At 69.8% G+C, this 23,669-nt stretch carries 23 protein-coding genes and 2 pseudogenes; 14 read left to right on the top strand and 11 right to left on the bottom strand.

Annotated features, from left to right (window positions below):
* Positions 1–179: 179 nt before the first annotated feature.
* Positions 180–572, bottom strand: a complete 393-nt coding sequence (locus ACTWQO_RS39260) for an ester cyclase (RefSeq protein ID WP_443242166.1) — start codon at positions 570–572, stop codon at positions 180–182.
* 126 nt (positions 573–698) lie between these two features.
* Between ACTWQO_RS39260 and ACTWQO_RS39255 the strand changes: the two genes are divergently transcribed.
* The 3 genes from ACTWQO_RS39255 to ACTWQO_RS39245 all read left to right on the top strand — a co-directional run bounded on the left by ACTWQO_RS39255 (position 699) and on the right by ACTWQO_RS39245 (position 3,251).
* Entirely contained in the window at positions 699–1,277 is a 579-nt protein-coding gene (locus ACTWQO_RS39255; RefSeq protein ID WP_443242165.1) for a PadR family transcriptional regulator, read from the top strand.
* A 20-nt stretch (positions 1,278–1,297) separates the two neighbouring features.
* A complete protein-coding gene (locus ACTWQO_RS39250) occupies positions 1,298–2,281 on the top strand; it encodes an NADPH:quinone reductase (protein ID WP_443242164.1) in 984 nt (327 codons plus the stop codon).
* Positions 2,282–2,513: 232 nt separating this feature from the next.
* Positions 2,514–3,251 carry a dienelactone hydrolase family protein gene (locus ACTWQO_RS39245; RefSeq protein WP_443242163.1) on the top strand — a complete coding sequence of 246 codons (738 nt, stop codon included), beginning with the start codon at positions 2,514–2,516 and terminating at the stop codon, positions 3,249–3,251.
* Positions 3,252–3,449: 198 nt separating this feature from the next.
* On the opposite strand, the gene ACTWQO_RS39240 is transcribed toward ACTWQO_RS39245, so the two are convergent.
* Together ACTWQO_RS39240 and ACTWQO_RS39235 are read right to left on the bottom strand one after the other, a co-directional pair.
* Positions 3,450–4,415, bottom strand: a complete 966-nt coding sequence (locus ACTWQO_RS39240; protein ID WP_443242162.1) for an ADP-ribosylglycohydrolase family protein — start codon at positions 4,413–4,415, stop codon at positions 3,450–3,452.
* A gap of 453 nt (positions 4,416–4,868) precedes the next feature.
* Entirely contained in the window at positions 4,869–5,561 is a 693-nt protein-coding gene (locus ACTWQO_RS39235) for a DUF899 domain-containing protein (protein WP_443242161.1), read from the bottom strand.
* A 224-nt stretch (positions 5,562–5,785) separates the two neighbouring features.
* Between ACTWQO_RS39235 and ACTWQO_RS39230 the strand changes: the two are divergent.
* The 5 genes and pseudogenes from ACTWQO_RS39230 to ACTWQO_RS39210 form a co-directional block, all read left to right on the top strand.
* Positions 5,786–5,932, top strand: a pseudogene (locus tag ACTWQO_RS39230) (hypothetical protein); the annotation flags it as partial.
* Positions 5,933–5,977: 45 nt separating this feature from the next.
* Positions 5,978–6,196: pseudogene (locus ACTWQO_RS39225) on the top strand (Mu transposase domain-containing protein); the annotation flags it as partial.
* Positions 6,197–6,462: 266 nt separating this feature from the next.
* The gene (locus ACTWQO_RS39220; RefSeq protein WP_443242160.1) at positions 6,463–6,927 is read left to right on the top strand and encodes an SRPBCC family protein; all 465 of its coding nucleotides are present in this window, start codon (positions 6,463–6,465) and stop codon (positions 6,925–6,927) included.
* Positions 6,924–7,262 (top strand): ArsR/SmtB family transcription factor, encoded by a 339-nt coding sequence (locus ACTWQO_RS39215; protein WP_210570713.1) that lies wholly within the window; start codon positions 6,924–6,926, stop codon positions 7,260–7,262. The genes ACTWQO_RS39220 and ACTWQO_RS39215 overlap by 4 nt, the downstream gene beginning before the upstream one ends.
* Before the next feature lie 89 nt (positions 7,263–7,351).
* Entirely contained in the window at positions 7,352–7,792 is a 441-nt protein-coding gene (locus tag ACTWQO_RS39210) for an SRPBCC family protein (protein WP_443242159.1), read from the top strand.
* Between the two features lie 253 nt (positions 7,793–8,045).
* Here the strand turns inward: ACTWQO_RS39210 and ACTWQO_RS39205 are convergent, their stop codons facing one another.
* The 4 genes from ACTWQO_RS39205 to ACTWQO_RS39190 form a co-directional block, all read right to left on the bottom strand.
* Positions 8,046–8,714: a dihydrofolate reductase family protein gene (locus tag ACTWQO_RS39205; RefSeq protein ID WP_443242158.1), complete on the bottom strand. Its 669-nt coding sequence runs from the start codon at positions 8,712–8,714 to the stop codon at positions 8,046–8,048.
* The gene (locus tag ACTWQO_RS39200; RefSeq protein WP_443242157.1) at positions 8,714–9,217 is read right to left on the bottom strand and encodes an SRPBCC family protein; all 504 of its coding nucleotides are present in this window, start codon (positions 9,215–9,217) and stop codon (positions 8,714–8,716) included. Before ACTWQO_RS39200 ends, ACTWQO_RS39205 begins: the two co-directional genes overlap by 1 nt.
* Positions 9,218–9,220: 3 nt before the next feature.
* Positions 9,221–9,562, bottom strand: a complete 342-nt coding sequence (locus ACTWQO_RS39195; RefSeq protein WP_365973157.1) for an ArsR/SmtB family transcription factor — start codon at positions 9,560–9,562, stop codon at positions 9,221–9,223.
* 365 nt (positions 9,563–9,927) lie between these two features.
* Positions 9,928–10,650: a TetR/AcrR family transcriptional regulator gene (locus ACTWQO_RS39190; protein ID WP_443242156.1), complete on the bottom strand. Its 723-nt coding sequence runs from the start codon at positions 10,648–10,650 to the stop codon at positions 9,928–9,930.
* 74 nt (positions 10,651–10,724) lie between these two features.
* On the opposite strand from ACTWQO_RS39190, the gene ACTWQO_RS39185 reads away from it, so the two are divergent.
* Positions 10,725–12,287, top strand: coding sequence for an FAD-dependent monooxygenase (locus ACTWQO_RS39185; protein WP_443242208.1), 1,563 nt, complete (start codon positions 10,725–10,727; stop codon positions 12,285–12,287).
* A 441-nt stretch (positions 12,288–12,728) separates the two neighbouring features.
* On the opposite strand, the gene ACTWQO_RS39180 is transcribed toward ACTWQO_RS39185, so the two are convergent.
* Positions 12,729–13,598, bottom strand: a complete 870-nt coding sequence (locus tag ACTWQO_RS39180; protein WP_443242155.1) for a LysR family transcriptional regulator — start codon at positions 13,596–13,598, stop codon at positions 12,729–12,731.
* Between the two features lie 83 nt (positions 13,599–13,681).
* Between ACTWQO_RS39180 and ACTWQO_RS39175 the strand changes: the two genes are divergently transcribed.
* Entirely contained in the window at positions 13,682–14,407 is a 726-nt protein-coding gene (locus ACTWQO_RS39175; RefSeq protein WP_443242154.1) for an SDR family oxidoreductase, read from the top strand.
* Positions 14,408–14,707: 300 nt separating this feature from the next.
* Here the strand turns inward: ACTWQO_RS39175 and ACTWQO_RS39170 are convergent, their stop codons facing one another.
* Positions 14,708–15,352, bottom strand: coding sequence for a MerR family transcriptional regulator (locus ACTWQO_RS39170; protein WP_443242153.1), 645 nt, complete (start codon positions 15,350–15,352; stop codon positions 14,708–14,710).
* A 124-nt stretch (positions 15,353–15,476) separates the two neighbouring features.
* On the opposite strand from ACTWQO_RS39170, the gene ACTWQO_RS39165 reads away from it, so the two are divergent.
* Complete coding sequence (locus tag ACTWQO_RS39165) at positions 15,477–15,899, top strand: DUF3291 domain-containing protein (protein WP_443242152.1); 423 nt, start codon at positions 15,477–15,479, stop codon at positions 15,897–15,899.
* A 240-nt stretch (positions 15,900–16,139) separates the two neighbouring features.
* On the opposite strand, the gene ACTWQO_RS39160 is transcribed toward ACTWQO_RS39165, so the two are convergent.
* The gene (locus ACTWQO_RS39160; protein ID WP_443242151.1) at positions 16,140–16,802 is read right to left on the bottom strand and encodes a class I SAM-dependent methyltransferase; all 663 of its coding nucleotides are present in this window, start codon (positions 16,800–16,802) and stop codon (positions 16,140–16,142) included.
* Between the two features lie 381 nt (positions 16,803–17,183).
* On the opposite strand from ACTWQO_RS39160, the gene ACTWQO_RS39155 reads away from it, so the two are divergent.
* Both ACTWQO_RS39155 and ACTWQO_RS39150 read left to right on the top strand, forming a co-directional pair.
* Positions 17,184–18,179 (top strand): hypothetical protein, encoded by a 996-nt coding sequence (locus ACTWQO_RS39155; RefSeq protein WP_443242150.1) that lies wholly within the window; start codon positions 17,184–17,186, stop codon positions 18,177–18,179.
* A 333-nt stretch (positions 18,180–18,512) separates the two neighbouring features.
* Positions 18,513–18,701: a hypothetical protein gene (locus ACTWQO_RS39150; RefSeq protein WP_443242149.1), complete on the top strand. Its 189-nt coding sequence runs from the start codon at positions 18,513–18,515 to the stop codon at positions 18,699–18,701.
* 171 nt (positions 18,702–18,872) lie between these two features.
* Here ACTWQO_RS39150 and ACTWQO_RS39145 read toward each other — a convergent pair whose 3' ends face one another.
* Positions 18,873–22,241 (bottom strand): S8 family peptidase, encoded by a 3,369-nt coding sequence (locus tag ACTWQO_RS39145; protein WP_443242148.1) that lies wholly within the window; start codon positions 22,239–22,241, stop codon positions 18,873–18,875.
* 970 nt (positions 22,242–23,211) lie between these two features.
* On the opposite strand from ACTWQO_RS39145, the gene ACTWQO_RS39140 reads away from it, so the two are divergent.
* A complete protein-coding gene (locus tag ACTWQO_RS39140) occupies positions 23,212–23,409 on the top strand; it encodes a hypothetical protein (protein WP_443242147.1) in 198 nt (65 codons plus the stop codon).
* The last annotated feature ends 260 nt before the right edge of the window (positions 23,410–23,669 follow it).

Genomic DNA, 23,669 nt, shown 5'->3' with positions numbered 1-23,669 from the left:
GTGGAGTGTCGGTGTTCGAGGGTTGCAGTATTCGCCCGCAGGGCGGCGAGCACTCCCACACCCGGCCCGGTCACGTCAGCGATGACAAGACACCCCATGCAGCTATCACCGCAACGGGCGCTGTCTGCGCGAAGACGCCGGATCAAGGAGAAGACCGACCTCATGCGGCGCTACGAGGTTCACGACGCCGGCAGGGCACCGATCTGCTGCATCACCCCGAGGAGGTCGGGCTGGCCCCGTTCGCCGACGATCCGGCCGTCGGCCAGGTAGTAGAAGTTCATGGCCTGCACCGAGATCCTGTTGCCGCTCGCCGGGATCCCGAAGAATTCACCGTCGTGGGTTCCCCGCATGGTGAACCGCGCGGCCACGGTGTCGCCTTCGGTGACCGTCTCCTCCAGCGTCCACTCCACATCCGAGAAGCCGCCGCGCATCATCCCGAGGACTTCCATGTACCCATCGGGCCCCCGCAGTGGTTCCGGGTGACTGGGTGCGTGGAACACCGCGTCCGGAGAAATGACCTCGCGGGCGAGATCCTCGTTGCCCGTGTTGATGAACTCGACGAAGCGGTTCATCACTGACTCGGTGGACTGCGACGGCATCTTGCTGTGCCTCTCCAGAGACGTTTGGGCGGGTACCTGCGAGCGTAACATCGAAACGATGTTCACATCGATTCGATGTTCGCGTGCGAAGATGGACTCATGCTGGAACTCGCGATTCTCGGCTTCCTCGCCGAGGGACCCCTGCCTGGACACGAGCTGCGCCGCCGCGTCTCACAGCTGACCGGCTACACGCGGCCGGTCAGTGACGGCAGCCTGTATCCGGCGATCAACCGTCTGACCAGGGCGGGCTTGATCGAGCGGCGCGCCGACCCAGCCGCGGGGGCGGCCCGGTACGTGCTCAGCCTGACCGCGGCCGGACGGGCCGACATGCTTCAGCGCCTGCGCAAGCCCGCCGACCACGAGATCACCGACTTCACCCGGTTCTACGTCGTCCTGGCATTCCTCTCCCACCTGCCCGACGTGGCCGAACGGCACGCGGTGCTGCGCAGACGGCTGGAGTTCCTGGAAGAACCGGCGAGCTTCTTCTACGACAACGAGCGGCCCCTGCGTGCCGAGGAGATCGCCGACCCCTACCGGCGGGGCATGCTGCTCACCGCCCGCGCCACCAGCCGCGCCGAACGGACCTGGCTGCGCGAGACCCTCGGGGAGAAGCCGCCCGCATTCGACACCGCATGCACCGACAGCGATCCACATGCGTCCGCCGCTCCCGCGAGCTGACGGCCCACGGAGGTACCCCCATGCTTGCTTCCTGGTACGACGACCAGGGCCCCGCCGCCGATGTCCTGCACGTCGGCGAACTCCCTGATCCCGTCCCCGGCCCCGGCGAGGTCCGCGTCCGCGTCACCGTCTCGGGCGTCAACCCCGGCGACACCAAGAAGCGGCGCGGCTGGCTCGGCTCGTCCATGCCCTACCCGCGAGTGATCCCGCACAGCGACGCCGCCGGAGTCATCGACGCCGTGGGCGCCCAAGTCGACGCCCACCGCGTCGGACAACGGGTCTGGGTATACGGCGCCCAGTCCTACCGCCCCTTCGGCACCGCCGCCCAGTACACCGTCGTACCCGACCACCAGGCCGCACCCCTGCCCGACCACCTCAGTGACGAGCTGGGCGCGAGCCTCGGTATCCCCGGCATCACCGCCCACCGCACCGTCTTCGCCGACGGCCCGGTCGACGGCCAACTGGTCCTGGTCCACGGAGTTCTCGGCGGCGTCGGCTCCCTGGCCGCCCAACTCGCCCACTGGGCCGGCGCCACTGTGATCGCCACCGTCCGCCGAACCGCGGACCTCGACCGCGTCGACCCGGCCGTCGTCTCCCACGCCTTCGCCCTCGACACCGGCGACCCCGCCGCGGCCATCCGCTCGTACGCGCCGCGGGGCGTCGACCGGATCATCGAGGTCGCGCTGTCCGACAACGCCGACCTCGACAACGCCGTCGCCGCCAACAACGCCGTCATCGCCGCCTACGCCACCCGCACGGACCGCACCGAGATCCCCTTCTGGCCCCTGCTATTCAACAACGTCACCCTGCGGCTGCTCGGCAGCGACGACTTCCCCGCCGAGGCCAAGCGCCAGGCCGCCCGCGACCTCACCTCCGCCGCCGCCGTCGGCGCCCTTACCGTCGCCGTCGGCGACCGTTACCCGCTGGACGACATCGCCAAGGCCCACGACCACGTCGACGCCGGCGGTGGCCACGGCCGAATCCTGGTCACCATCCCCCAATAGCGCGGACTCGGAGCACTGCCCTGCTCAACTGCCTGAGAACCCATCTTCAAACCGGTGAGAGGCCTGACAGAGATACGGGTCAAAGGGGCAACGGGATGGATGGCTGCCGTAGGGACGAGGTTTGTGACGGTTCTTGTGAGCCCTCGCCGTATTTCAGGGGGATGTCCGCGCTGCTCTGCCAGCGGCAGAACAGCCGCCGGACCGGGCTCGACGATCACTACAGTCCAGCCTCATGACGACGATTACGACGCGTACGGTCGAGTACCCGGCCGACGGTCTGACGATGATCGGGCACCTCGCGCTCCCGGCCGGTGTCGACCGCCGGCCCGCGGTGCTGCTCGGACCAGAGGGCACGGGGCTCAGCGACGTCGAGCGCCGCCGGGCCGATGCTCTCGCCGAGCTGGGATACATAGCGCTGGCCTTCGACCTTCACGGCGGGCGCTATTTGAGCGACCCCGAGGAGATGCTGGACCGTTGCATGCCACTGCTCGCTGATCCGGACCGGATGCGGAGCATCGGCCATGCAGCGCTCGACGTGTTGCGCACCGAACCGCGGACCGACCCCGACCGGATCGCCGCCGTCGGCTACGGCACCGGGGGCGCCATCGGGCTGGAACTCGGGCGCGACGGCGTCAACCTGCGCGCGATCGGCACAGTCAACGCACTGACCACGGGCCGACCGGGCGAGGCGGCGCGCATTCGCTGCCCGGTGTGGGCCGGGGTCGGGTCGGAAGACCCGATCATGCCGCCCGCGCAACGGAACGCGTTCACCGCCGAGATGCAGGCCGCGGGCGTCGACTGGCGCCTCGCGGTCTACGGCGGCGCCTTGCACGCCTTCCACCATCCGCCGGTCGACCACCCCACGGTCCCCGGCGTCGGCTACCACCCACAGCACGCGCAGCGAGCCTGGCGCAACGTCGTCGCCCTGCTCGCCGAGTGCCTGCCCGTGACGGAGGATCTGGGGACATGACTTCGCCCGATCGTGCCTCTGGTCCCGACTCAGGAACCCGTGCGTACTCCAGCTACGAACAGGGCGGGGTGCACCTCCGCCGGTTGCCGTGCCGTCGTCGGCGTCGGCAAGGCTCGGGACTGTGCCGCTTCGAAGCTGATCCACCCGTCGACGACGACCACGGCCTCACCGTTTGTGCGGGCTATCACGCCTGTCTCATCAACAGCCCTTATCCGTCGGCAGATCACCGGCGTGAGTGGTTTCGAGGCGGTGTGCAAGGTGGAGCAGATCTGCCAGGTGCAGCACCCGTCCATCGAATCCTGGGAGGGGGACATGGAGCGGCTGGGGCCAGTGGGCGGGGATTGCATCCAGCCCGTAGTACGCCCCCGCGAGGCCTCCGGTCACCGCGGCGACGGTGTCCGTGTCACCGCCGAGGTCGATCGCCGCGCGTATCGCGTCTTCGAAGCTGGTGGTGGTGCGTAGGGCCCAGACGGCGGAGCCCAGGCAGGGCCAGACGGCACCGTTGAACTCGGTCGCCTGATCGGGGTGCCAGTCGGGCGCGAGGACTGTGGCGTAGCGGCCGCGGTGGTCGGGGTGGACAAGAGCCAGGATGTCCGGAAGTGCGGTGAGGGGGTCGGTGTCCTCGAGCGTGACGCGGATGAGCTCGTGGAAGATCGCGGTGCCTTCCCAGGCCGCGCGGTCACCATGGGTGAGAGCAGCGATGCGGCGGGCCGCGTCCATGGTTGCCTCTTGGCCGGCGGCCGCGAAGTGGACCGCGGAGGTCGATGCCCGCATCAAGGAGCCGTTTCCCGCTGCTCGCTGGTTGACCTGGAAATGAATCGCCGCGGCGAGGTCCCAGGGCATGCCGTTGGTCAGGACGTCTTCGGTCTGCAAGCCGATGTCCTTCGGTTCTGATGCTGCCCACCGCTGGAAGCGGGCGAAGATGTCCGGCAGATCCAGTCCGCCCCGTTCCAGCAGCGACTCCGCGACCAGGACGGCCATCTGCGTGTCGTCAGTGGCTTCGCCGGGGTCCCAGCCACCGCCTCCGCACATTTCCCCGCCGGCACCAGGCGCGGGAAACCGCGCGGAGAACGCTCCCGGGGGACCGAACTCGAAGGGGCCGCCCAGGGCGTCACCCACCGCTGAGCCGACGACCGTGCCAGCGGCGCGCTGAATCCGCTTCATTCGCGCAGGTTATCTGTGCCGCGCCGGCGGCCCCGCGGCTCTATTCCTTCTTCGGCTCTCCGAACCATCGGCGGCGAAGGCGTCTCGTCCTAAGGAAGTGCGCCGCCTGAGACACCCTGGGACTGAGACACCCATGCAGGTCACATAACACCGTCCAGGATCACGCCGGGCAGCAACTCCATCCGAGGAAGCGCGATGTCCATCCAGTCCACGGTCACATCCCGACCCGAACGCGCCTGAAGCCGCACACCGTCGGCCTCGATTACAGGGTGGCGGGTGCGCTACACCCGCCGGGAGCTCGCGTGGCTACGTGAACAGACCCCGAGGAGGCCCGGCCGAGCAGCGCGTAAGCAACGTGTCCCGGCAGTTGCGGGGACGCCGAGCGATGGTCAACCCGTCGCGCACCAGCAGCATCACCGAGTTCACCCGCTCACCGGCCGTGATGCAGGTCGTTCAGCCGCCGGAGCCCGGGCCATAGAGCGCAGCGATGTCTTTGGACGTCGCCCACCGGCTGTAGGTGGGCGACTGAGGCCAGCCCTCGGGCGAGTCCTGCCATTCCTCCTGCCGGCCGTACGGCAGGACGTCGATCAGCGGGAAGGTGTGACTGAGCTGTTCCGTGCCCCGGCCGTTGGTGTGCCAGGTGCGATAGACGGTGTCGCCGTCGCGCAGGAACACGTTGACCGCGAATCCCGCGTCGGGCGGTGCACCGACGTCGGCCCCGAAGGAGCTGTTGGCAGTCGAGTACCACGTCATCTGGTTGCCGACCCGCTGCCGGTAGGCGAGTGCCTCTTTGATCGGGCCCTGGGTGACGATGACGAATCGCGCATCGTAGTTGTCCAGGAACTCCAGGCGGGTGTACTGCGAGGTGAACCCCGTGCAGCCCGGGCACTGCCATTCCTTGCCGGCGAACCACATGTGGTTGTAGACGATCAGTTGCCTCTTGCCTTCGAAGACGTCCGCCAGCCGAACGGGGCCGTCCTCGCCCTCCAGGGTGTAGTCGGGCATCTCGACCATCGGCAGGCGACGACGCTCGGCGGCGATGGCGTCAAGCTCACGCGTCGCAGCCTTCTCCCGGGCACGCAGCGCCTCGAGTTGGCGCTCCCACGTTGCGGCGTCGACGACGGGTGGTAGTGCGTGGGTGGTCATGGTCCCCTCACAGAACTCGTGTGCAGCTTTCGCTCGTGCAGAGGTAGACCCCACCAGGCCCCGGAACTCATCGGCCCGAGCCGCCCCATCGCCGCTCGCACGACGACGAACCCTGTCCATAAATTGATCTCGTACCATCATCCGGGCGTGGTCGGCAGCGTGGGAACCAGCGCGGCCAGCGCGACCTCGACGGGAAATGTGAGACCACTTCCACCGGATGAAGTGTGGCCCTCCTGGGCGGCCTGACTCGTTGGGTCAGGCCGGGAGGATGGGCGGTCGGCGTGGAGGGCTGGGCGGAGATCCGCCGGTTGCATCGGGCCGAGCGGATGCCGATCCCGGCGATCGCACGGAAGGTGGGGATCTCTCGGACCACGGTGCGACGGGCGGTGGCCGGCGACCGGCCGCACCACGGCACCCTGCAGGCCCGCCCTGCCGACCGGATCGAGGCGGACAAGGCCCGCATGCCGGCCCTGCCGCCGGTCGATCCGCCGGGCTGGTGGCGGACCAGCCTGCGGCTGCCGCGTGATTACTACGTCCGCATCGACACCAACGACCACTCAGTCCACCCACTCGCGATCGGCCGTCGCATCGAGGTCAACGCCGACCTGGACCAGGTCCTGGCGTTCTGTGAGGGCACCGAGGCGACCAACATCAGCTGAGAACACGCAGGCCCGGACGCCGCCGGGACGAGCGAGCGCGGTGCATGCGCAGCAGGTGGGTGGCGCGCTCTCGACCGGATACGGGCGGGCAGCCAAGCTGCGCCCAGCGAGCTGTCGTTGCGGCTCTGGTGCTCGGCGCGACAGGCATCCGCGAACCTTAAGAGCAACCAGAGGTTGCGCATGCCGGGAGAAAGGCCTACAGTTATGTGCAACCAAAGGTTGCGAGATGGTGGGAGAATGCGATGGAGTACGGCAGCATCGAGCGGGCGATCCACATCGAAGCCACGCCCGAGGTGGTCTACGAGGTCATCAGCAAGCCCGAACATCTGCGGGAGTGGTGGCCGGACGAGGCAGAGCTCGAGCCGGTGCCCGGCGCCACCGGGGTCATCTCGTTCGGCGACAGGTCCACGCCGGAGGCGAAGGTCGTACCGATCACCGTGGTGGAGGCCGACCCGCCCCGGCGGTTCTCCTTCCGGTGGGTGTACGACGAGGGTGAGGCCGCGACGTCGGACGACTCGCTCCTGGTGACGTTCGAGCTGGTCCCGTCGGGTGCGGGGACACTCCTGCGCTTCACCGAGGAGGGGTTCAGGGAGAAGGGCTGGGAGGCGGCCGTGCTCGAGGAGCAGTACCGCGAACACGTCACCGGCTGGGACCACTTCCTGCCCCGCCTCGTCTCGTACGTCGCCCGGCTGGTGTCGACGCCATGAGCGTCACCATCGACGACGAGCTCTGGTCGGCGGTGGGGGACCCGACCCGGCGGCGGATGCTCGACCTGCTGTTGACCGACGGCGGCGGGACGGCAACCACGCTGAGTGAGCAGCTGCCGGTCACGCGGCAGGCGGTCGCCAAGCATCTCGGCGTACTCGACCGGGTCGGGCTGGTGCACGTCACGCCGTCCGGACGCGAGCGCGTCTACCAGGTCGATGAGGCCCAACTCGCCCGCGCGGTCGCGCAGTTGTCGTCGGTCGGGGCCGCCTGGGATGCCCGGCTGCAACGCATCAAGCGGATCGCTGAAGCAATCCAGCGCGGCCAGAAGGGCTGACCCCGCACGAACGAGCGCCGCCTCATCCGGGGTGGCGCTGATGAACCGCGCCCACATGCGGGCGCCTACCCGAGGAACGAGGCATCGAGATGGTGGACATCCTGCACAGGATCGGAGTCGAGTCGTCTCCCGACGACGTCTACGCCGCCTTGACCACGGTCGACGGTCTGGCGGGCTGGTGGACGGAGGACACGGACGGCGACTCCGACGTCGGGGGAGTGATCCGGTTCCGCTTCGAGCCCGGCGGGTTCGACATGAAGGTACTGGAGGCCCGGCCCGCCGAGCGCGTGCTCTGGGAGGTCGTCGACGGTCCCGCGGAGTGGATCGGCACGCACATCCGCTTCGAGCTCAAGCAGGAGGACGGCTTCACGATCGTGCTGTTCCAGCACGAAGGCTGGAAGGAGCCGGTGGAGTTCATGCATCACTGCAGCACCAAGTGGGCGACCTTCCTGATGAGCCTCAAGAGGCTGGTCGAAACCGGCAAGGGCGAGCCCGCACCGCACGACGTCAAGATCAGCAACTGGCACTAGACCTTGCCTGCCACGTCCTGCGCGTGCGTGAGGTGGGTCGGCTGAGCCGCTCGGGCCGCTGTACGCCGATCGAAGGCCCGAACGGCCGGCATCCGCGTGTCCTCAGTAGGGGTGGCCCATGGAGTGGCATGGTCCTTGACGCTGCCGCGAGGTCTGAGGTCGCCACACTCAGGCCCTCGCGGCGGAGGTCGGAGTGACGTCGTTCACGCGTGCGCCGTGGGCGCTCGGGTCGCTTGGGGGAGTGGTGGCGCGGCTACCGTGGGCGCACCGCGTAGGTCAGGTGCGTCACCCGCGACGACGGCTCCGAACGGACCGGCTCCAGCGCGACCTTGGACGCGTCCACGCCGTCGAACAGGCGGGTGCCGGCGCCGAAGAACACCGGTGACAGCGTGATCGAGAACTCGTCGACCAGGCCGGCGTTGAGGTGCTCCAGGATCGTCGCACCGCCGCCGGCGATGCGGACGTCGCGGTCGCCGGCGGCCTCGCGGGCCTGGTCGAGGGCGTGCTCGATGCCGTCGTTGACGAAGTGGAACGTGGTGCCGCCGGGCCGCTCCCACGGGTCACGCTTGGTGTGCGTCACGACGAAGACCGGGGTGTGGAACGGCGCCCCCTCCGGCCATGACTGCTCGCCGAGGTCGAACATGCGCTTGCCCATGACGCTCGCGCCGGTGCGCTCGAACGTCTCCCGGGCAATGTCGTTGTCGAGGCCCTCCTCGCCGCCCTCGCCCAGCTTCAGGTTCTCCCGGAAGAACCGCAGCGGGAAGGCCCACTGCTGCAGCTCCATCCACTGCGCCATCCAGCGCTGGACGTCCGGGTCGTCCTGCTTGTCTGGAGCGAACAGGAAGTCCTCATCGGGCACGGACTCGGGCGCGATGAAGCCGTCCAGCGACATCGACACGCTGAAGAACACCTTTCCGGCCATCAGCCCTCCGCCCCCTTCCGAACGATCTCGGTGACGTAGGCCGCCAGGCTGTTCAGGGTCTGCCGGCCGCCCTCGATGGCGTGGTACTTCTCGACCGCCTCGTCGCGCTGTTCCTTGGTGCGGAACACCGTGCGCATCAGGATCAGGGTCGCCGCGCCGTCCGGCGTGAAGGTCAGGACCGACTCGAAGGCGTTCGGGTCGTCGCGGGACTCACCGTGCAGCAGCACGATCAGCTCCGGCGGAGCGATCCGCAGCCAGCGGATCCACTCGGAGTAGTCGGTCCCGTCCGGCCCGTGCAGCACGAAGTCCCACTCCCCGCCCTCGCGGAACTCGAAGGACCGCGTGGTGGTGGTGAACCCCTCCGGACCCCACCACCGTGACAGGTGCCGGACCTCGGTGAACGCCTCGAACACCAACTCCCGCGGGGCGTCGATGACCCGGGAGATCACGATCTCCCGGTCGGCCGTCGCCGGCTCCGCCCGTTCTTGCCTTGTCCCTGCCATGGGTCACTCCTCCTGCCGTGTCTGCTTGAGGTCCTGCACGTAGGTGTCCAGCCGGTCGAAACTCTCGTTCCAGAACCGCTCGAATCCGCCGACCCACTCGTGGACAGGCCGCAGCCCGCGGGCGTCCAGGCCGTAGAGGCGCTGCTTGCCCGCCCCGCGGACCCGCACCAGCCCCACTTCCCGGAGCACCCGCAGGTGCTTGGACGCCCGCGGCTGGCTCATCCCCAGCTCCTGGGCCAGGTCGGTCACCGGCCGCTCACCCGCCTGCAGCAGCGCAAGGATGTCCCGGCGCTGCGGCTCGGCGATCGCGTTGAACGCGTCAGACGTCGTCGCTGCTCGTGCCATGGCAGCGATCATATGCCCATATCGGAATACGTCAACCGCGGCCCCGCGCCGCTGGACGCCCGGGGTTGGTCGAGTGGGCGATCGACAGGCTCAAGGAACGTCCGTGCACCTCGACACGTGGGCCAACCTGTGGCTTCGAGAGTCGGGATGCGCGCAGGCAGCGGCGCCTGCGCGTGCTGCGGTGATGGGCATGGCCGTCTGGGCAGTGCGAAGCCGGCGTGCATCGGCGATGTGCTCGCGGTCGGGCCTCGTGGTCGTCAACTGCGCTCTCCTGGACGGTGATCCAGCCGCGGGTACGACAGTGGCGCCGATGAGGCCGGCGTCGGGCCGCTGCGCCCGGCCGCAGGAAGATCCGCCGGACACGCCTAGCGGTGGGTGAGGCCGTCGATGATCAGGGTGAGGGTGAAGTCGAACCGGTCGTGGCTTTCGCCGGCGGTGAGTTCGGCGGCGTGGCGGGTGGTGTGGGGGAAGGTCTCGGCGGGCAGGGCGGCGAGCCGGCGCAGCAGTTCGTCCCGGTCGTGGACCCAGATGGTGTCGTCGTGTGCTGCTCGCTGGCGGGCGATGGATGCTTCGAGGCAGTGGGCGGCCACGTACAGCAGGAGGGTGTCGGTGGCCCAGGCGGCGGCCTGCGGGGGAACTCCGCCGGCGAGCAGGATCGCCAGCATTCCTTCGCTGACGCGCAAGGTGTCAAGGTCGGTGGGGGCCATGGCGAGCGCGGCGCGGGAGATGCCGGGGTAGGCCAGGTACTGGTCGCGCAGCTGGGTGCAGACGCCGCGGATCTGCTCCCGCCAGGCCGCGGGGTCGGGCTCGGGCAGGGCGAGTCGGGCGCACAGCCGGCCGATGAGCAGTTCGTCGAGGTCGGCCTTGTTGACCACGTGGGCGTAGAGCGAGGCAGGACCGGTATCGAGGGCGCCGGCCAGCCGGCGCATGGTCAGTGCCTCATAGCCCTCGGTGGCGATGACGTCCAGTGCGGTGTCGATGACCTGTTCCACGGTGATCGGGGCCTTGCGGCGCCGCGGCCTGGGGCCGGCTTCGGCCTCGGGGTTGGGCGGCTGGTGGCGCGCCGCGCGTCGCTCTCTGGGGTTCACCAGGCCACTATAACTTGACACGAACACCGTTCGTTCGTAGAACATTGTTCGTGACGGTGAACTTGGATCAGGATGTGGACGTGACCGTGGTCGGAGCCGGGCCGGTGGGCCTCGTACTCGCCGCGGAACTGGCGCTCTGCGGGGCGACAGTGCAGATACTCGAGCGGCGGGCCGAGCCGGACACGGCCATGAAGGCGCAGTCGATCAACCTGCCGACGGCCGAGGCCCTCGACCGCCGCGGCCTGCTGCCGGCCGCCGAGGCGGTGCAGCGCGAACTGCTCGAACGCGTGGGATCGTTCGCCCGCACGGCCGACGACCCACCACCCGGCGGCGGCCGCGCGCCCGAGGCACGGTTCACCGGGCACTTCGCGGGGATGATCCTCGACGCCGACCTCGTGGACTGGTCGGATCCCGACCTCGCCGCGCACACCGCGGCCGGCGGAGCGAGGATGGTGCCGCAGCGCGAGCTGGAGGAACTGCTCGCCGGGCACGTTGCGCGACTCGGCGTACCGGTGCGCCGCGGGGTGGAGGTCACCGCGCTGGACGACACCGGCGACGGCGTACTCGTCGGCACGAGTGCCGGCACGGTGCGCACCGGGTGGCTGGTCGGGTGCGACGGCGGGCACAGCACCGTGCGCCGCCTCGCGGGCATCGGCTTCTCCGGCACCGACCCCGAACTCACCGGCTACCAGGCCGTCGTCGACATCGCCGACCCTTCGATGCTCGGACACGGCTGGACGTGGACGCCCAAGGGGGCCTACCGCTACGGGCCCCAGCCCGGCCGCGTGGCCACCGTCGAGTTCGACGGCGCTCCCACCGACCTCCCTCACGCTCGGCTTCGCCCGCGCGGGACCCCCATGGCGCCGGTCACCCTTGAGGAGGTGCAGACCAGCCTGCGCCGGGTCTCCGGCACCGGCGTCACGCTGACCGCACTGCGCGCCACCCCGACCCGCTGGACCGACAACGCCCGCCAGGCCGACACCTACCGGTCGGGACGGGTGCTGCTGGCCGGCGACGCCGCACACGTGCACCCGCCGTTCGGCGGTCAGGGGCTCAACCTCGGGGTCGGCGACGCGATGAACCTCGGTTGGAAACTCGGTGCCGTGACCGCCGGTTGGGCACCCGAAGAACTCCTCGACACCTACGACGCCGAGCGCCGCCCCCTCGGCGCCTGGGTGCTGGACTGGACGCGGGCCCAGACCGGGGTGATGCGCCCGGACCCCAAGTCGGCCGCGCTGCGCCAGGTCCTCGCCGATCTCCTGGGCACCCGGGCGGGCACGACGTACGCGGTCAAGAAGATCTCCGGCGTCACGCAGACCATCGACCTGCCCGGCGACCACCCGCTCATCGGCCGCTACGTCCCCGACCTGTGGCTGAACGACGGCTCCCGCCTGGCCGACCACAGCCACGGTGGCGGCTTCGTGCTCCTCGACCGCACCACGGACGGCAGGTTCGCCCGCCTCGCCGCGGCCTGGGCCGGGCGCGTGAGCTGCGTCACCGACGACCACGCAACTCCGACCGCAGTGCTCGTACGCCCGGACGGGGTGGTCGCCTGGGCCTCCGACACCACCGGCATCGCCGCCACCACCGACCTCGAAACCGCCCTGCACCGATGGGCCGGCACGCCGTCGTCCTAGCCACGACGGTCATCGATGGCGTCCCCGTCAGCCACCTCGACGCCTGCGCCGCCGCCTCCACGACCGCTACGGCACCCATCACCACGGCGTGGTGGGCTGACTGCGGGAATTTGCACCGTCCCGGCGGGCCAGGCTCTCCTGCTCGCCGCGGCCAACCTGCGCCACCTGACCCCACGCGGCACCGGCACGACGGACGGGCCACTCTGACGCACGGGCCCGTGCCGAGCAATTCGGCCACCGTTGTCCGCTCCCATACGGCCGCCGGCGTACGGGGGACGCTCATGATGTACGGAAATTGGTACCCGGCCGCGGGGCCGGTCGTCGCTGGGGACGCGACGACGGAACCGAATTCCATGCCCACCGGGTGTCGAAACCTCGGGCGACGACAGCACGGCCAACCCGACAGCGAGCAGACGCCCGGGCTGTGTCCGAGGTTTGTGGTCACGCAGACAGCGGGGTGCTGCGGAGCCTGGCCGCTGAGCGGACGAGTGAGGCGACCGCCTGGGAGCGACTGCTCGGCGGCCAGGCGATCACCGTGGTGACGTCCGGCGCGTCGACGACGGGCACGGCGACGTGTTCGGGCCACTGCCAGGCACGGCTGGAGGCGGGGATGACGAGCAGCGTCTTGCCGAGCGCCACGAGTTGAGCGAGCTTCGACTGGGTGCGGACCTCCGGTCCGGGCCCGTCCGGGTAGGACCCGTCGAGCCGGGGCCACCGGGCGATCGGCAGGTCCGGCACGTCGCGGACCTCCGCCAGCGTGAGCTGATCGCGTGACGCGAGCGGATGCCCCGCGGGAAGGATCGCGACCTGGCCTTCGACGCAGAGGTCTTCGGTGTCGAACCCGGCGAGGTCGTCGTACGGGTGATGCATGAGTGCCACGTCGGCGTGCCCGTCGCGGAGCAGCCGTGCCTGCTCGCCGACCTCGCACAGGAGGACTTCGACCGGTGCCGCACCGGGTTCGCCCGCGTGCGTGTCGAGGAGCCGTCGCAGCAGTTCGTGGGACGCCCCGGCCTTCGTCGCGAGCACCAGCTGCCGCTTCGAATCCCCGGCGCGCCGCGTCCGACGCGCAGCGGCCGCGACCGCATCGAGGGCCCCTCTGGCCTCGCGGAGCAGCACCCTGCCGGCATCGGTGAGCGCCACGCCACGACGGTCCCGGTCAAGGAGCTGGACGCCGAGCCGCCGCTCCAGCTGCCGGATCGCGCGCGAGAGCGGCGGTTGTGCGATTCCGAGCCGACCGGCGGCACGTCCGAAGTGCAACTCCTCGGCGACAGCTACGAAGTACCGGAGCTCGCGGGTCTCGAGATCGTCCACGTGAACAGCCTATCGACTGATACCTGGTGAGTATCACAGCGGACTGATCCGGTATTGGACGGCGAATGCGCGGCTCGCCGAGCATGGATCGAGTGAACGACATGAAGACCGCGCTGGTCACCGGCGCGAACAAGGGAATCGGTCTTGCCATCACACAGGGCCTCGGGGCGATCGGCTTCAGGGTCGCGGTGGGGGCTCGCGACGATGCCAGGCGCGAAGAGGCCGTCGAGCAACTGCGCGCCGACGGCGTCGACGCGTTCGGGGTCGCCCTCGACGTCACCTCCAATGACAGCGTCACCGCGGCGGCAGCGGCGATCGAGCAGACGGCCGGGCGGCTCGACGTGCTCGTCAACAACGCCGGCATTCCGGGCCGGACCGACGGCGGCGCGCAGGATCCGACGACGCTCGACCTCGACGTGGTCCGCACCGTCCTCGACACAAACGTGTTCGGGGTCGTTCGGGTGACGAACGCGATGCTCCCGCTGCTCCGCCGCGCGAACTCGCCGCGCATCGTCAACATGTCGAGCAACATGGGCTCGCTGACGCTGCAGACCGGCCCGATCATGGCCGCGTACGCACCGTCGAAGTCGATGCTCAACAGCGTCACGGCACAGTACGCCCGCCAACTCTCCGGCACGAACGTCATCGTGAACGCCTGCTGCCCCGGCTACGTCGCGACCGACTTCACCGGCTTCAACGCGCCACGGACACCCGAGCAAGGCGCCGCGATCGCCATCCGGCTCGCCACCCTGCCCGATGACGGACCGCGCGGCGGCTTCTTCGACGACGAGGGCGTCGTCCCCTGGTGATTGCCGGGGAGGTTGCGGTGCACGCACCGGAGAGCGGGTCGGCCTTCGCGTGGTGGTTCCAGACGCCCGTTGGACGGGCGCCGCACTGAGCTTGTTCGGCCCGATCTTCCTGTCCCAGGGCCGCCGCAGACCACAGCCGGACCGACTGGTTCATGCCGCCGCCGCGCAACTTCTCGACCGTGAGTCGGATGGCGGTTCCCCTCGATGATCGGCAAGTCCGTGGTGGCTCAGCCAGGCTGCCCGCCGGTCAGCTGATCCGGATGGGGGAGGGGTGCCCGGTTCCCCGGAGCGCGCTCACCGTCATCCACCGTACCGCCGCCGCGAGTGGTGTTCCTGCGCAAGCCGCCTGAGCGCGAGCAGCGCGGGCTCCAGCAGGACGGTCAGCAGGACGGCGCGCTCGGCCTGCTCCAGCGGATCGCCCGCGACCTGGAGCTGGTCGAGATCCAACGCGGCGGTGCGGTCGGCGAGTTCGGCATACGGCAGCAAGGACCGCCAGTCGAAGTCCACTCCGAGTACGCGCAGCGTCTCGAGTGTCTCGGCGAGGACGAGGGCCGCGGGCGGGTGCGGGGAGGTCTTCCAGCCCAACTCCGCGGTCAGCGCCGCGACTTCGGACAGCCCGGCGGTGTCGGCGCGTCCCGAGTCATCCGGCTCGTCCGGCGTGCCGGGGTGCTCGGCGGGCACGACACCCAGCACAAGCCCGAGCAGCACATGCACATCCCCCAGATGCTCGTCCACGGCGGCCAGTACGTCCTTGGTGGCACTGACCGACAGTCCGCGCACCCCGATCAGCGAGCGGATCAGACGCAGTCGGCGCAGATGACTCTCGTCGTAGTCGGCCTGATTGGCGGCCGTGGCCCGGCCGGGCGGCAGCAGCCCGTCCCGCAGGTAGTACTTGATCGTGGGGATGGAGACACCGCTGCGACGGCTCAGCTCGGAGACCCTCATCAGGCACCGCCCCTTCCCTGTCCCACTGGTGATTCCACGGGTTCCTGAATCCCTCTGGCTAATGGATAGTGTCGCTGCCTACTATGGATAGTGTCACTCACCACTCTCTGAAGGCGAGGCCACCGTGCCGACACTGCCCTGGACCATCCCGAATCCGCCCCCGTCGCACGGCACCGTGTTCGTCATGGCATCCCGCTTCGAAGTCCGGTCGGCCACAGACGTTCCCCGCTTCTTCCTGCGCTCCCTGGCCGCCTGGAGTCAGGTGCGCAGCGCCCCGGGCGCATACGGCGCCTCGCTCATCGCCCGCCCGCTCAAACGCGAGTTCTGCACGCTGTCTGCCTGGGAAGACCGCGATGCCCTGTACACATACGCCAGAACCGAACCGCACCGCGGCATCATGACGTCCCTGCGCCCGACGATGCGCACCTCCACCTTCACCTTCTGGGAGGTCGACGCCGGTCAACTGCCCATCACTTGGGCCGAGGCCGAACAGCGCCTGACCGAGCAGGCCCGCAACGACGCGGCGGGCAGTGGTGCGGTCGGTTGATCAACCGGCCCCCGGCTCTGGGGTCCCACCCCAGGGCACCGCCGACGCCGCGCGCCTTTCGCGCCGTACTGACCACCGGCTGCAGCTGTCGAGGGTCCGCGGCATCGTCCTGCGCTTGCCCGCAGCCACACGGCTCCCCGCGCGCCGCCCGTGAGCACTCTCCCGGGCGGCGGCGCACGTGCGCACCTTCCGGGCGGCCTGCTCGAACTGGCCCGCAGCTACCCCGACTTCGCCGCCGTATCAGCTCCCGTCATCGGGTCTTTGGGCCAGGAAGCTGGCGACCGTTCTGTTCGCACCGTGGCCGGGTGCCTGTACGAGCCGCGCGGTGACGACGAGCCCGGCCTGCTCGAGCAGTTCGGCAAGCTGGTCCGCGGGCTGTAGATACGACGTGAACGACACCGGATGACCGCCGTATGCCGTCTCCGGCCGCACCCGCTCACCGTCTCCCGCGTATCCGGCCATGAACAGCCGGCCCCCGGGCGCGAGGGTGCGGTGGAACTCGGCGAACACGGTCGGCAGCAGTTCCGGCGGCGTGTGATGGGTGGAGTAGTAGGCGAGGATCCCCCCAAGCCCACCGTCCTCGATCTCGAGCGCGGTCATCGACCCCACCAGAAAGCGGAGCTCCGGATAGGCCTCACGGGCCACTTCGACCATCCTCGGCGACACATCGACACCGAACGCCGGTACGCCCAGCCCGGCCAGATACGCCGTCACCTTCCCGGGCCCGCACCCCAGATCCGCGACCGGTCCCCGCCCGCCGCCCCGCATCAACTCGGCGAAGACGCCCAACATCGCCCTCGACAACGGATCCAACTCACGCGGGTCCGGGACGCGTTCGGTATAGGCGGCGGCGACGGTGTCGTACGACTCACGGACGGCAGCGAGGTAGGTCGGCTCAGTCATGAGGCGAAACTAGGGGACAGCACTGACACCGGCCCGCCGACCTGACCGGCGATGAAGACCGGCTTCGACCCGGTCGCGAGCGACACCTGCCGGTAGGCGTCGACCTTCGGCAGTCACGGCATGCTGCCCAGCGGGCTCGGTGCGCCGGTCGGCTTCCCGGGTGGGCGGGCCGGAAGACGAACCGACAGGTGGATGGCTCCCCTTCGCGCTCGGAAAGCTGGCAATCTGTCGAGGCGAGGAGGCCGGCGGAGACACTGTCGGTGTGCGGTCGGGAGGGGACGCGTGGGGGAGTGGGAGCTGCGGCGCTCGTTGCCGAGACTGGCGAGGGAGGCCGGGCTCGGTGAGGTACGGCGGGTGCATCACGAGCGTCTGCACGTTCTGGTGCTGGCGATCGGCAAGCTCGGTCTCGACTGGGTGACCGTGTTGTTCCTGATAGAGGCCCTGTCCCGACTGGACGTAGACCCGGGCGCCAGGCCCTTCGCGGTATTCATCTGGCTGGTGGGTTCGTGGGGCGGCCTGATGTATTGGCTGCTGGTCCGCGGCGGGAGACGGTGGTTCGCGGTAGGCGATGGCGGTCTCTTGGTGGGGACGGGAGGAACGGAGACGATCGCCGTCCCATGGGGCGCCGTGGAGGAGGTCGCCCCGGTGCAGGGTGGCGGGGCCCGGTATGGGTCGTGGCGGCTGTGCTGGCTCGACGGTGGCAAGCAGCGATACGTGACGTTCCGTACTGTGACCGCCCGTGCGGCCCTGGTCGAGGCCATCGAGCTCCGGGAGCCGAAGCCGACGCCGCCGGCTCAGCGGCTTCTCACCGGTGCGGGACTTGGGGCAGTGGCCTGCGTTGTGGCGTGGGCACTCGCGCTGTCGCCCCTTGGCGACATCGTCATGGCCAGTCGGCCTTACTATCTGCGGGATTTCGAGCGCCTGTGCGGCAACTCCGGCGCCTCGTACGCCAAGGCAGCCCCCTACAGCGCGCGCGATCCGCATCCGACGGTGCTGTTCGATGAGGAACACGGGTCAGACCCGGTGGTCACGTCCGCGGGCAAGGCCTCGGGTGAGCCCGACCCGGATGATGTCCAACTGGTGGCGTGCAGCCGACTCGTCCGACGCCAGCTCGACTTGATCTGTACCTACGAAGGGGGTGACTCGTCGCTGACCTTCTACCGGGCCCGCTACCGCATCGACGTATATGAAGCGCGTACGGGCCGCAAGGTCAGCGGGCAGACCGTGGACGCCGACGACACCCTCACCTGTCCGATCTGGGTGAGCACGGGGAAACGCGGCCGCGAAGAGGACGTATCTGCTCCGGCCCCTGAGGAATACCAGCAGATCATCGACGACGTGTCCTTGACGTCGGAGTCTGCGCGGGCGGGCCGGTGAGCGTCCGCAGCCTCGACCGTAGGGGCGTCCGCGCAGTGCCGCCATCACCGCCCAGACCGTGATCATGGCCACCGGGGTCTCCTACCGCGGCGCGCGGCGCAGAGGCTGGAGGCGCTGACCGGCTGCGGTGTCTTCTACGGCTCCGCCAGGGACCGCCGTTCCGCTTCGCGTTCGGCAACGCGCTGTCGGAGGAGGAGTTGACGCAGCTCTACGAGAGGTGGACGATCCCTGCGCCCGGCAAGCCGCTGTTCGAGGCGGCGTCCGCCAACTTCAAACGCGCACTCGCCCGCCAGGGTCGCCACCGGCAACCAGGGGCGCGGACCGCTGCCGCTGATGGCCGGCGGCAAGGACCACACGGTGCCGGAGGTCGTCGTGCGGGCCGCTCACAAGCAGTACCGGCACTCCGAGGCGATCTCCGACATCGTTGGCTTCCCCGACCGCGGCCATTCCCTGACCATCGACGGCGGCTGGCGCGAGGTCGCCGACACCGCGCTGGCCTGGCTGCGGCGGCAGTCCCTGTGAACCGCCGCCCACTGATTCACCCCACCCCTCCGGGAGCCGACATGGACCTCCTGCTGACCGTCCGGACCGCTGTCGCCACCGGCGCGAGCCGGGGCATCGGTTCCGGGGCTGCGGGCAGTCGAAGGGCCCGCCCGGAGCGATGGCGCCGGCGGGCCGTGCTGTGCGCGTCGACTACTTGCCGAAGTACGCGTCGTAGACCGACACCGACGACCTGTTGGCCTGCTTGTCGGTGAGGTCGGCGCGGAAGGAGACCGACCTGTTCTCGGCAGGGTTCCTGATCGTGATGCGGCCGTCGTTCACCGGGGTCCTCTGCCAGGTCGCGCCCTGGTCGTAGGAGACGTACACGGCCAGTGACTTGAGGTTGCCGTCCGCCGCCGCGCCCTGGACGGTCACCGGGACCGAGGTCGTCCGGCCGGCGGGGGCGTGGCCCGTCAGGTCTGTCTTCGCGCCGAAGCGGGCCGTGGAGACGGGGAGTCGAGTGCGGTCGGCGGTCTTCTCCGAGCGGAACGTCCAGCTCGCGTCGATCCGGGTGGAGGTGCCGCCGATGGCGGGCGCCCGGCGGACGGAGGTGGTCAGGCGGTAGTCGGCGGCGGCGTCGGACGGGATGGTGAAGCCGTCGCCGTTGCCGTCGAGGGGATCGGAGCTCTCCACCAGCTTGGCGCCGTTGCGGTAGAGGATCGTCGTGACCGAGGCGTACGTGCTGCGGCCCGCGTGGCCGTCGCCGTCCGCGTGCAGCGGTAGGTCGCCGGTGATCGTGTCGCCGTCGCGGAAGATGCCGTCGGCGGCGGCCAGGCGCGGACCGAGCACGCCCGTGTTGAAGCGCACCTCGTACGTTTCGCCGCCCTTGAAGGCACGCGGCTCGTCGAAGCCGTAGCGCGATTCGGTGGGCCGGGTGCCTTCCTCGTCCGGAGTGCCGTACTGCTCGAAGTCCAGCTCCCACTTGGCGTTGTCCAGCGCGGACAGGTGCAGCGTGCGGGTGCGCGGGAGGTTCTGTGGGGTGGGGATCGGGGCGAGGCCGCCGAGCTCGGGGAAGTAGCCCGCCGCGCCGAGACCGCCCTGTTTGCCCGCCGCCGACGCGCCCATGCCGACCTTCACCGTGGCGAGATCGGCGGGCTTGAGGTGCTTGCGGTAGCCGGTCGCCAGTTTCCTGGTGTTGCCGCCCAGCATGACGTCGTACTCGGTGTCGGCGCCCTTCTTCCACACGCCGAGCCACTGCTGGTTCAACAAGCCGGTGGTGACCTCCGGACCGAGGTGGGCGGTGCGCAGACCGTCGAACGAGTCGACGTCCACGCCCGTCTCGATGTTGTAGCCCTCACCCGCGTACCAGTACCGAGGCGCCACCCACGCCGGCTTCGCCGCGCTGTCCGGCACCGTGATGTCGACGGGCCGTGCGGTGCGCGCGTCGGCGGTCACCGTCATGTCGCGGTCGACCTCCAGCTTCGGCTGGACCAGCCAGTCGGTGCCCGCACGGGAGTCCGCGGGGTCCTGGGAGATGGTGGTGTCCAGGAGGTAGGTGCCCTTTGGCAGGCGGACCTTGACGGTGCCGGAGGCGTCGTACGGCTCACGGTGGCCGTTGCCGTCGGGGACCGCGATGCCCTGCAGCAGGGACCAGTAGTTGGCAGTGGGCCGCCCGTCCCGGCCGATGAACCTCAGCGTCACGTCGTACGCCTCGGCCTCCCGCCCCACCACTGCCGCCGTGCGCGCGCTCTGACCGCCACCGGTTGCGGTCACGTACGCGGAGTACGTGCCGTCCAGGGTGCCGCCGAGCTTCGTGTCCGCGGTCAGAGCCACGGAAGCCCTGCCACCGGCGGGCACGGTCAGCGTGTTCGCGCCGAGCGTGAAGAAGCCGGCGGGTGCCTCGGCACCGTTCGGATCCCTGGCCGTGACCGACAGGTCGAGGGTGACGTCCTGGGCGCCGAGGTTGCGGTACGTGATCTCCTTGGTGACCGGGGTGTCGTCGGTGTGCGGCCACTGCTGCACGCCGAAGTTCACCGACACCGGGTCCGCGACCACCGTCTGTTCTAGGGCCCGGTCCACGGCGACCCGGCCCGAACCCTGCTGGTACGGCGTGTAGTCGGCGCCGCCGGCCGTCGAGGCGGTCAGCGCGCCCTTGAGTTCGGCGGACGTCCACTGCGGGTGCCGCCGCTTCAGGATCGCGGCGGCGCCCGCCACGTGCGGGGTCGCCATCGACGTACCGGGGATCGTCAGATAGCCGTCGGGCTGCTGGCCGACCTCCTGCTCGATGACGCTGCCCGGCGCCGCGGCCGCCGTGATGTCCACACCGGGCGCGGTCACATCCGGCTTGATCCCGCCGTCGCCCAGGCGCGGGCCCCGGCCGGAGAAGTCGGCGAGCCTGTCGTCGCCGTCCACCGCGCCGACGGTGAGCGCGGCCTGCGCGCTGCCGGGGGAGTCGATGCTCTGCTCGCGGTCGCCGGAGTTGCCCGCCGCCACGGCGAAGAGGACGCCCTTCTCCGCGGAGAACGTGTTGACGGCCGCTTCCAACGGGTCCACCCCGGGAGTGTCACCGCCGCCCAGGCTGAGGTTCACGATGTCGGCGCCCTGTCCCACAGCCCACTCGATGCCCGCGAGGACGCCGGAGTCGTCGCCGTACCCCTCGTCGTCGAGCACCTTGCCGTCGAGGAGCGCGGCACCGGGTGCGACGCCCTTGTACGCGCCCGCCGACTTGGCGCCCGTCCCGGCGGCGATGGACGCGACATGCGTGCCGTGGCCCAAGCGGTCGGCCGCGTCGGGGGACGGTGTGAAGTTCCTGGCGGCAACCACCTGGTCCCTGAGGTCCGGATGGGTCGCGTCGATGCCCGAGTCCAGTACGGCGATCCTGACGCCCTTGCCGTCGTAGCCGGACGCCCACGCCCTGTCCGCGCCGATCTGCGCAACGGATGTGTCGAGGCTCGCCCTGCGGACTCCGTCGAGCCAGATGCGGGCGATCCCGGAGGCGGTCCGCGCTGTGCCGCCAGGTGTGTCGGTGACCGCGGCCCACAGGCCGGCGGGGTCCCGGGTGCTGACCGCTTCGGCGTTCAGGGACGTCAGCCTCCGGCGGACCTCGGTACCGTCCGTGCCACGCACGACGGCCTTCGCCGCCCCGGCCGCACCCTGGTAGCCGACGATCACCTTCAGACCCTGCCCGTGCGAGTCGCGGACCGCCTTCCTGCTCAGCTCCGTGACGTCGAAGAGCCGCCGGTCGAGCTTGCCGGCCGCGATCAGGCGCTGTGCGTCGGCGGGGACGACGAGCGTGTGACCGCCCTCCCTGACAGTACGGATCACGATGTGCTCGCGCCCCTCTGCACGCTCGACACCGATGACGCGGCCCTTCGCGTCCACGGCGACACGGTCACCGGTGATGAGCGTGACGCGGTGCGCGACCGGGGGCCTGGAGGCGGCCATTCCCGTACCCGTACCCGTGTCCTTGCCCTGCTCGGTGGAGGTCCTCGCCGTCACCGGCCCGGACATGCCCGCCGCCAGCGCCACCGCGGCCACCGCGGCGAGGGCGGTGGCGTACGCCCTCTTCACTTGTCTCTTCACGTCTCCCCCTGGAGATGACAGCTTCCGCCGAACACGGGTCGCCGGTAAGGAAGTTGGTACCTCTGGAGGGACGTGAGTGACCGGCAGGAGAGTTGAGGTCCAGGGGAAAGGTCCGTCGCGGGTACTGGTCGGTCCCGGCCCGAGGTACGCGAGGGGGAGCAGTTGGCGGGCCCGGTCCATCGCACGACGGATGACCGGAAGGACGACCCCAACCTCCCGGCGCACGTGGGCAAGTTGCGCCAGACTGGGATCCGGGCTCGGCCGGAGTGACGAGGCGGCGTACGGGTGGCGCAGGCACGGCCGTCGATGCAGGACCCGATCAAGGACCGCAGAGGGCGCGGCTTTCCCGGCCAGGGTGCCGAACGTGCCGCGTTCCGGGTGAACTTCGACCTGCCAACAGAGGACGAACGGCACCGGTTCATGTCTTAGGGCACGGGAACGCCGGGTGTCGGAAAGACCTTCCACGTCAGAGAGACGTCAGAGAGTTGGAGCAGACCGCGCGGGAGCGCGGAGCCCTGATACCGAAGCCGGCCGCGATCTGCATGAGGTAGATCCGTCAGGCGGCGGTGGCAGGGCGTGATGTGCCCGCGCCTTTGGCCGGGTGCCGAAGATCCGGTAAACCTGCACACCTTCACTGACAGGTCGTATGGAACCTGAACAGTAGTCACGACTGTGCCGGACTACGGCTGCCTCGGCACGGGAGTGTCCGCCTGGGAATCCGTGGCAACCGTCGTGCGTGCAGCCAAGCGGCAGACCGCGTGAAGGAGTTGGTGGGTGCGGTCACCGCGCTGTCACACCGGTGAAGTCGCCTTGCGCGGAGCGTCCTGGTTGAGCCTCGGGCGGCTGGCCGCCCATTTATCTGCGTGCTTTGATCCTGCGCGTGGCACAGGTCGCCGGGAAGGGTTCCCAGTTTCGGGGATCGGGCGAACTCTGCCATTCCGAAGTACCTATTCGAAGGGAACCGTGCATTATGAACTTTGCCTCCCAGGTTGAAGCAGCCGAGATCTCCGACACCGACCTGGACAAGGTCTCCGGCGGCCTTGCGGCCGGCGGCTCCGGCGGTCTCTTCTTGGAGACGCCGATCGGAGACGTCATTGCCGGTCTCACGGCTGTCGCTTCGACCGAGGGTCTCGCGGCGGGAGTTGGCGTCCACACTGCCGCTCTGTGACGACACGGGTATCCACACGAGGGGCCCCGGATCAGGTGATCCGGGGCCCCTCGTGTGGATACCCCGCGTCGAAACGGTGTTGACCAGCCAATCCGTCCGTCGCCCAAAATTCGGTTGACCGGGGCGCTGTGGTGCGGGCTAGTACTGCAACGGTGCTTGTTCTGATTGCTGGGCAGTTTTCAGGGGCTGTGTCCGCGTCGTTTGTAGTGGCTGATACGGGCTTGGTGTTGGCGTCGTCGGCGCCATGTCGACCAGTGCAG

Source organism: Streptomyces sp. 4N124, from assembly GCF_052245395.1.
Classification (GTDB): domain Bacteria; phylum Actinomycetota; class Actinomycetes; order Streptomycetales; family Streptomycetaceae; genus Streptomyces.
Note: the sequence above shows the minus strand (reverse complement) of the source record. Positions and strands in the feature narration are given on the sequence as shown.

Excerpts from the sequence above, each read along its gene's own strand:
- ACTWQO_RS39260 (WP_443242166.1), bottom strand. The coding sequence starts at position 572 with ATGAACCGCTTCGTCGAGTTCATCAACACGGGCAACGAGGATCTCGCC.
- ACTWQO_RS39255 (WP_443242165.1), top strand. The coding sequence starts at position 699 with ATGCTGGAACTCGCGATTCTCGGCTTCCTCGCCGAGGGACCCCTGCCT.
- ACTWQO_RS39250 (WP_443242164.1), top strand. The coding sequence starts at position 1,298 with ATGCTTGCTTCCTGGTACGACGACCAGGGCCCCGCCGCCGATGTCCTG.
- ACTWQO_RS39245 (WP_443242163.1), top strand. The coding sequence starts at position 2,514 with ATGACGACGATTACGACGCGTACGGTCGAGTACCCGGCCGACGGTCTG.
- ACTWQO_RS39240 (WP_443242162.1), bottom strand. The coding sequence starts at position 4,415 with ATGAAGCGGATTCAGCGCGCCGCTGGCACGGTCGTCGGCTCAGCGGTG.
- ACTWQO_RS39235 (WP_443242161.1), bottom strand. The coding sequence starts at position 5,561 with ATGACCACCCACGCACTACCACCCGTCGTCGACGCCGCAACGTGGGAG.
- ACTWQO_RS39220 (WP_443242160.1), top strand. The coding sequence starts at position 6,463 with ATGGAGTACGGCAGCATCGAGCGGGCGATCCACATCGAAGCCACGCCC.
- ACTWQO_RS39215 (WP_210570713.1), top strand. The coding sequence starts at position 6,924 with ATGAGCGTCACCATCGACGACGAGCTCTGGTCGGCGGTGGGGGACCCG.
- ACTWQO_RS39210 (WP_443242159.1), top strand. The coding sequence starts at position 7,352 with ATGGTGGACATCCTGCACAGGATCGGAGTCGAGTCGTCTCCCGACGAC.
- ACTWQO_RS39205 (WP_443242158.1), bottom strand. The coding sequence starts at position 8,714 with ATGGCCGGAAAGGTGTTCTTCAGCGTGTCGATGTCGCTGGACGGCTTC.
- ACTWQO_RS39200 (WP_443242157.1), bottom strand. The coding sequence starts at position 9,217 with ATGGCAGGGACAAGGCAAGAACGGGCGGAGCCGGCGACGGCCGACCGG.
- ACTWQO_RS39195 (WP_365973157.1), bottom strand. The coding sequence starts at position 9,562 with ATGGCACGAGCAGCGACGACGTCTGACGCGTTCAACGCGATCGCCGAG.
- ACTWQO_RS39175 (WP_443242154.1), top strand. The coding sequence starts at position 13,682 with ATGGATCGAGTGAACGACATGAAGACCGCGCTGGTCACCGGCGCGAAC.
- ACTWQO_RS39170 (WP_443242153.1), bottom strand. The coding sequence starts at position 15,352 with ATGAGGGTCTCCGAGCTGAGCCGTCGCAGCGGTGTCTCCATCCCCACG.
- ACTWQO_RS39160 (WP_443242151.1), bottom strand. The coding sequence starts at position 16,802 with ATGACTGAGCCGACCTACCTCGCTGCCGTCCGTGAGTCGTACGACACC.
- ACTWQO_RS39150 (WP_443242149.1), top strand. The coding sequence starts at position 18,513 with ATGGCCGGCGGCAAGGACCACACGGTGCCGGAGGTCGTCGTGCGGGCC.
- ACTWQO_RS39140 (WP_443242147.1), top strand. The coding sequence starts at position 23,212 with ATGAACTTTGCCTCCCAGGTTGAAGCAGCCGAGATCTCCGACACCGAC.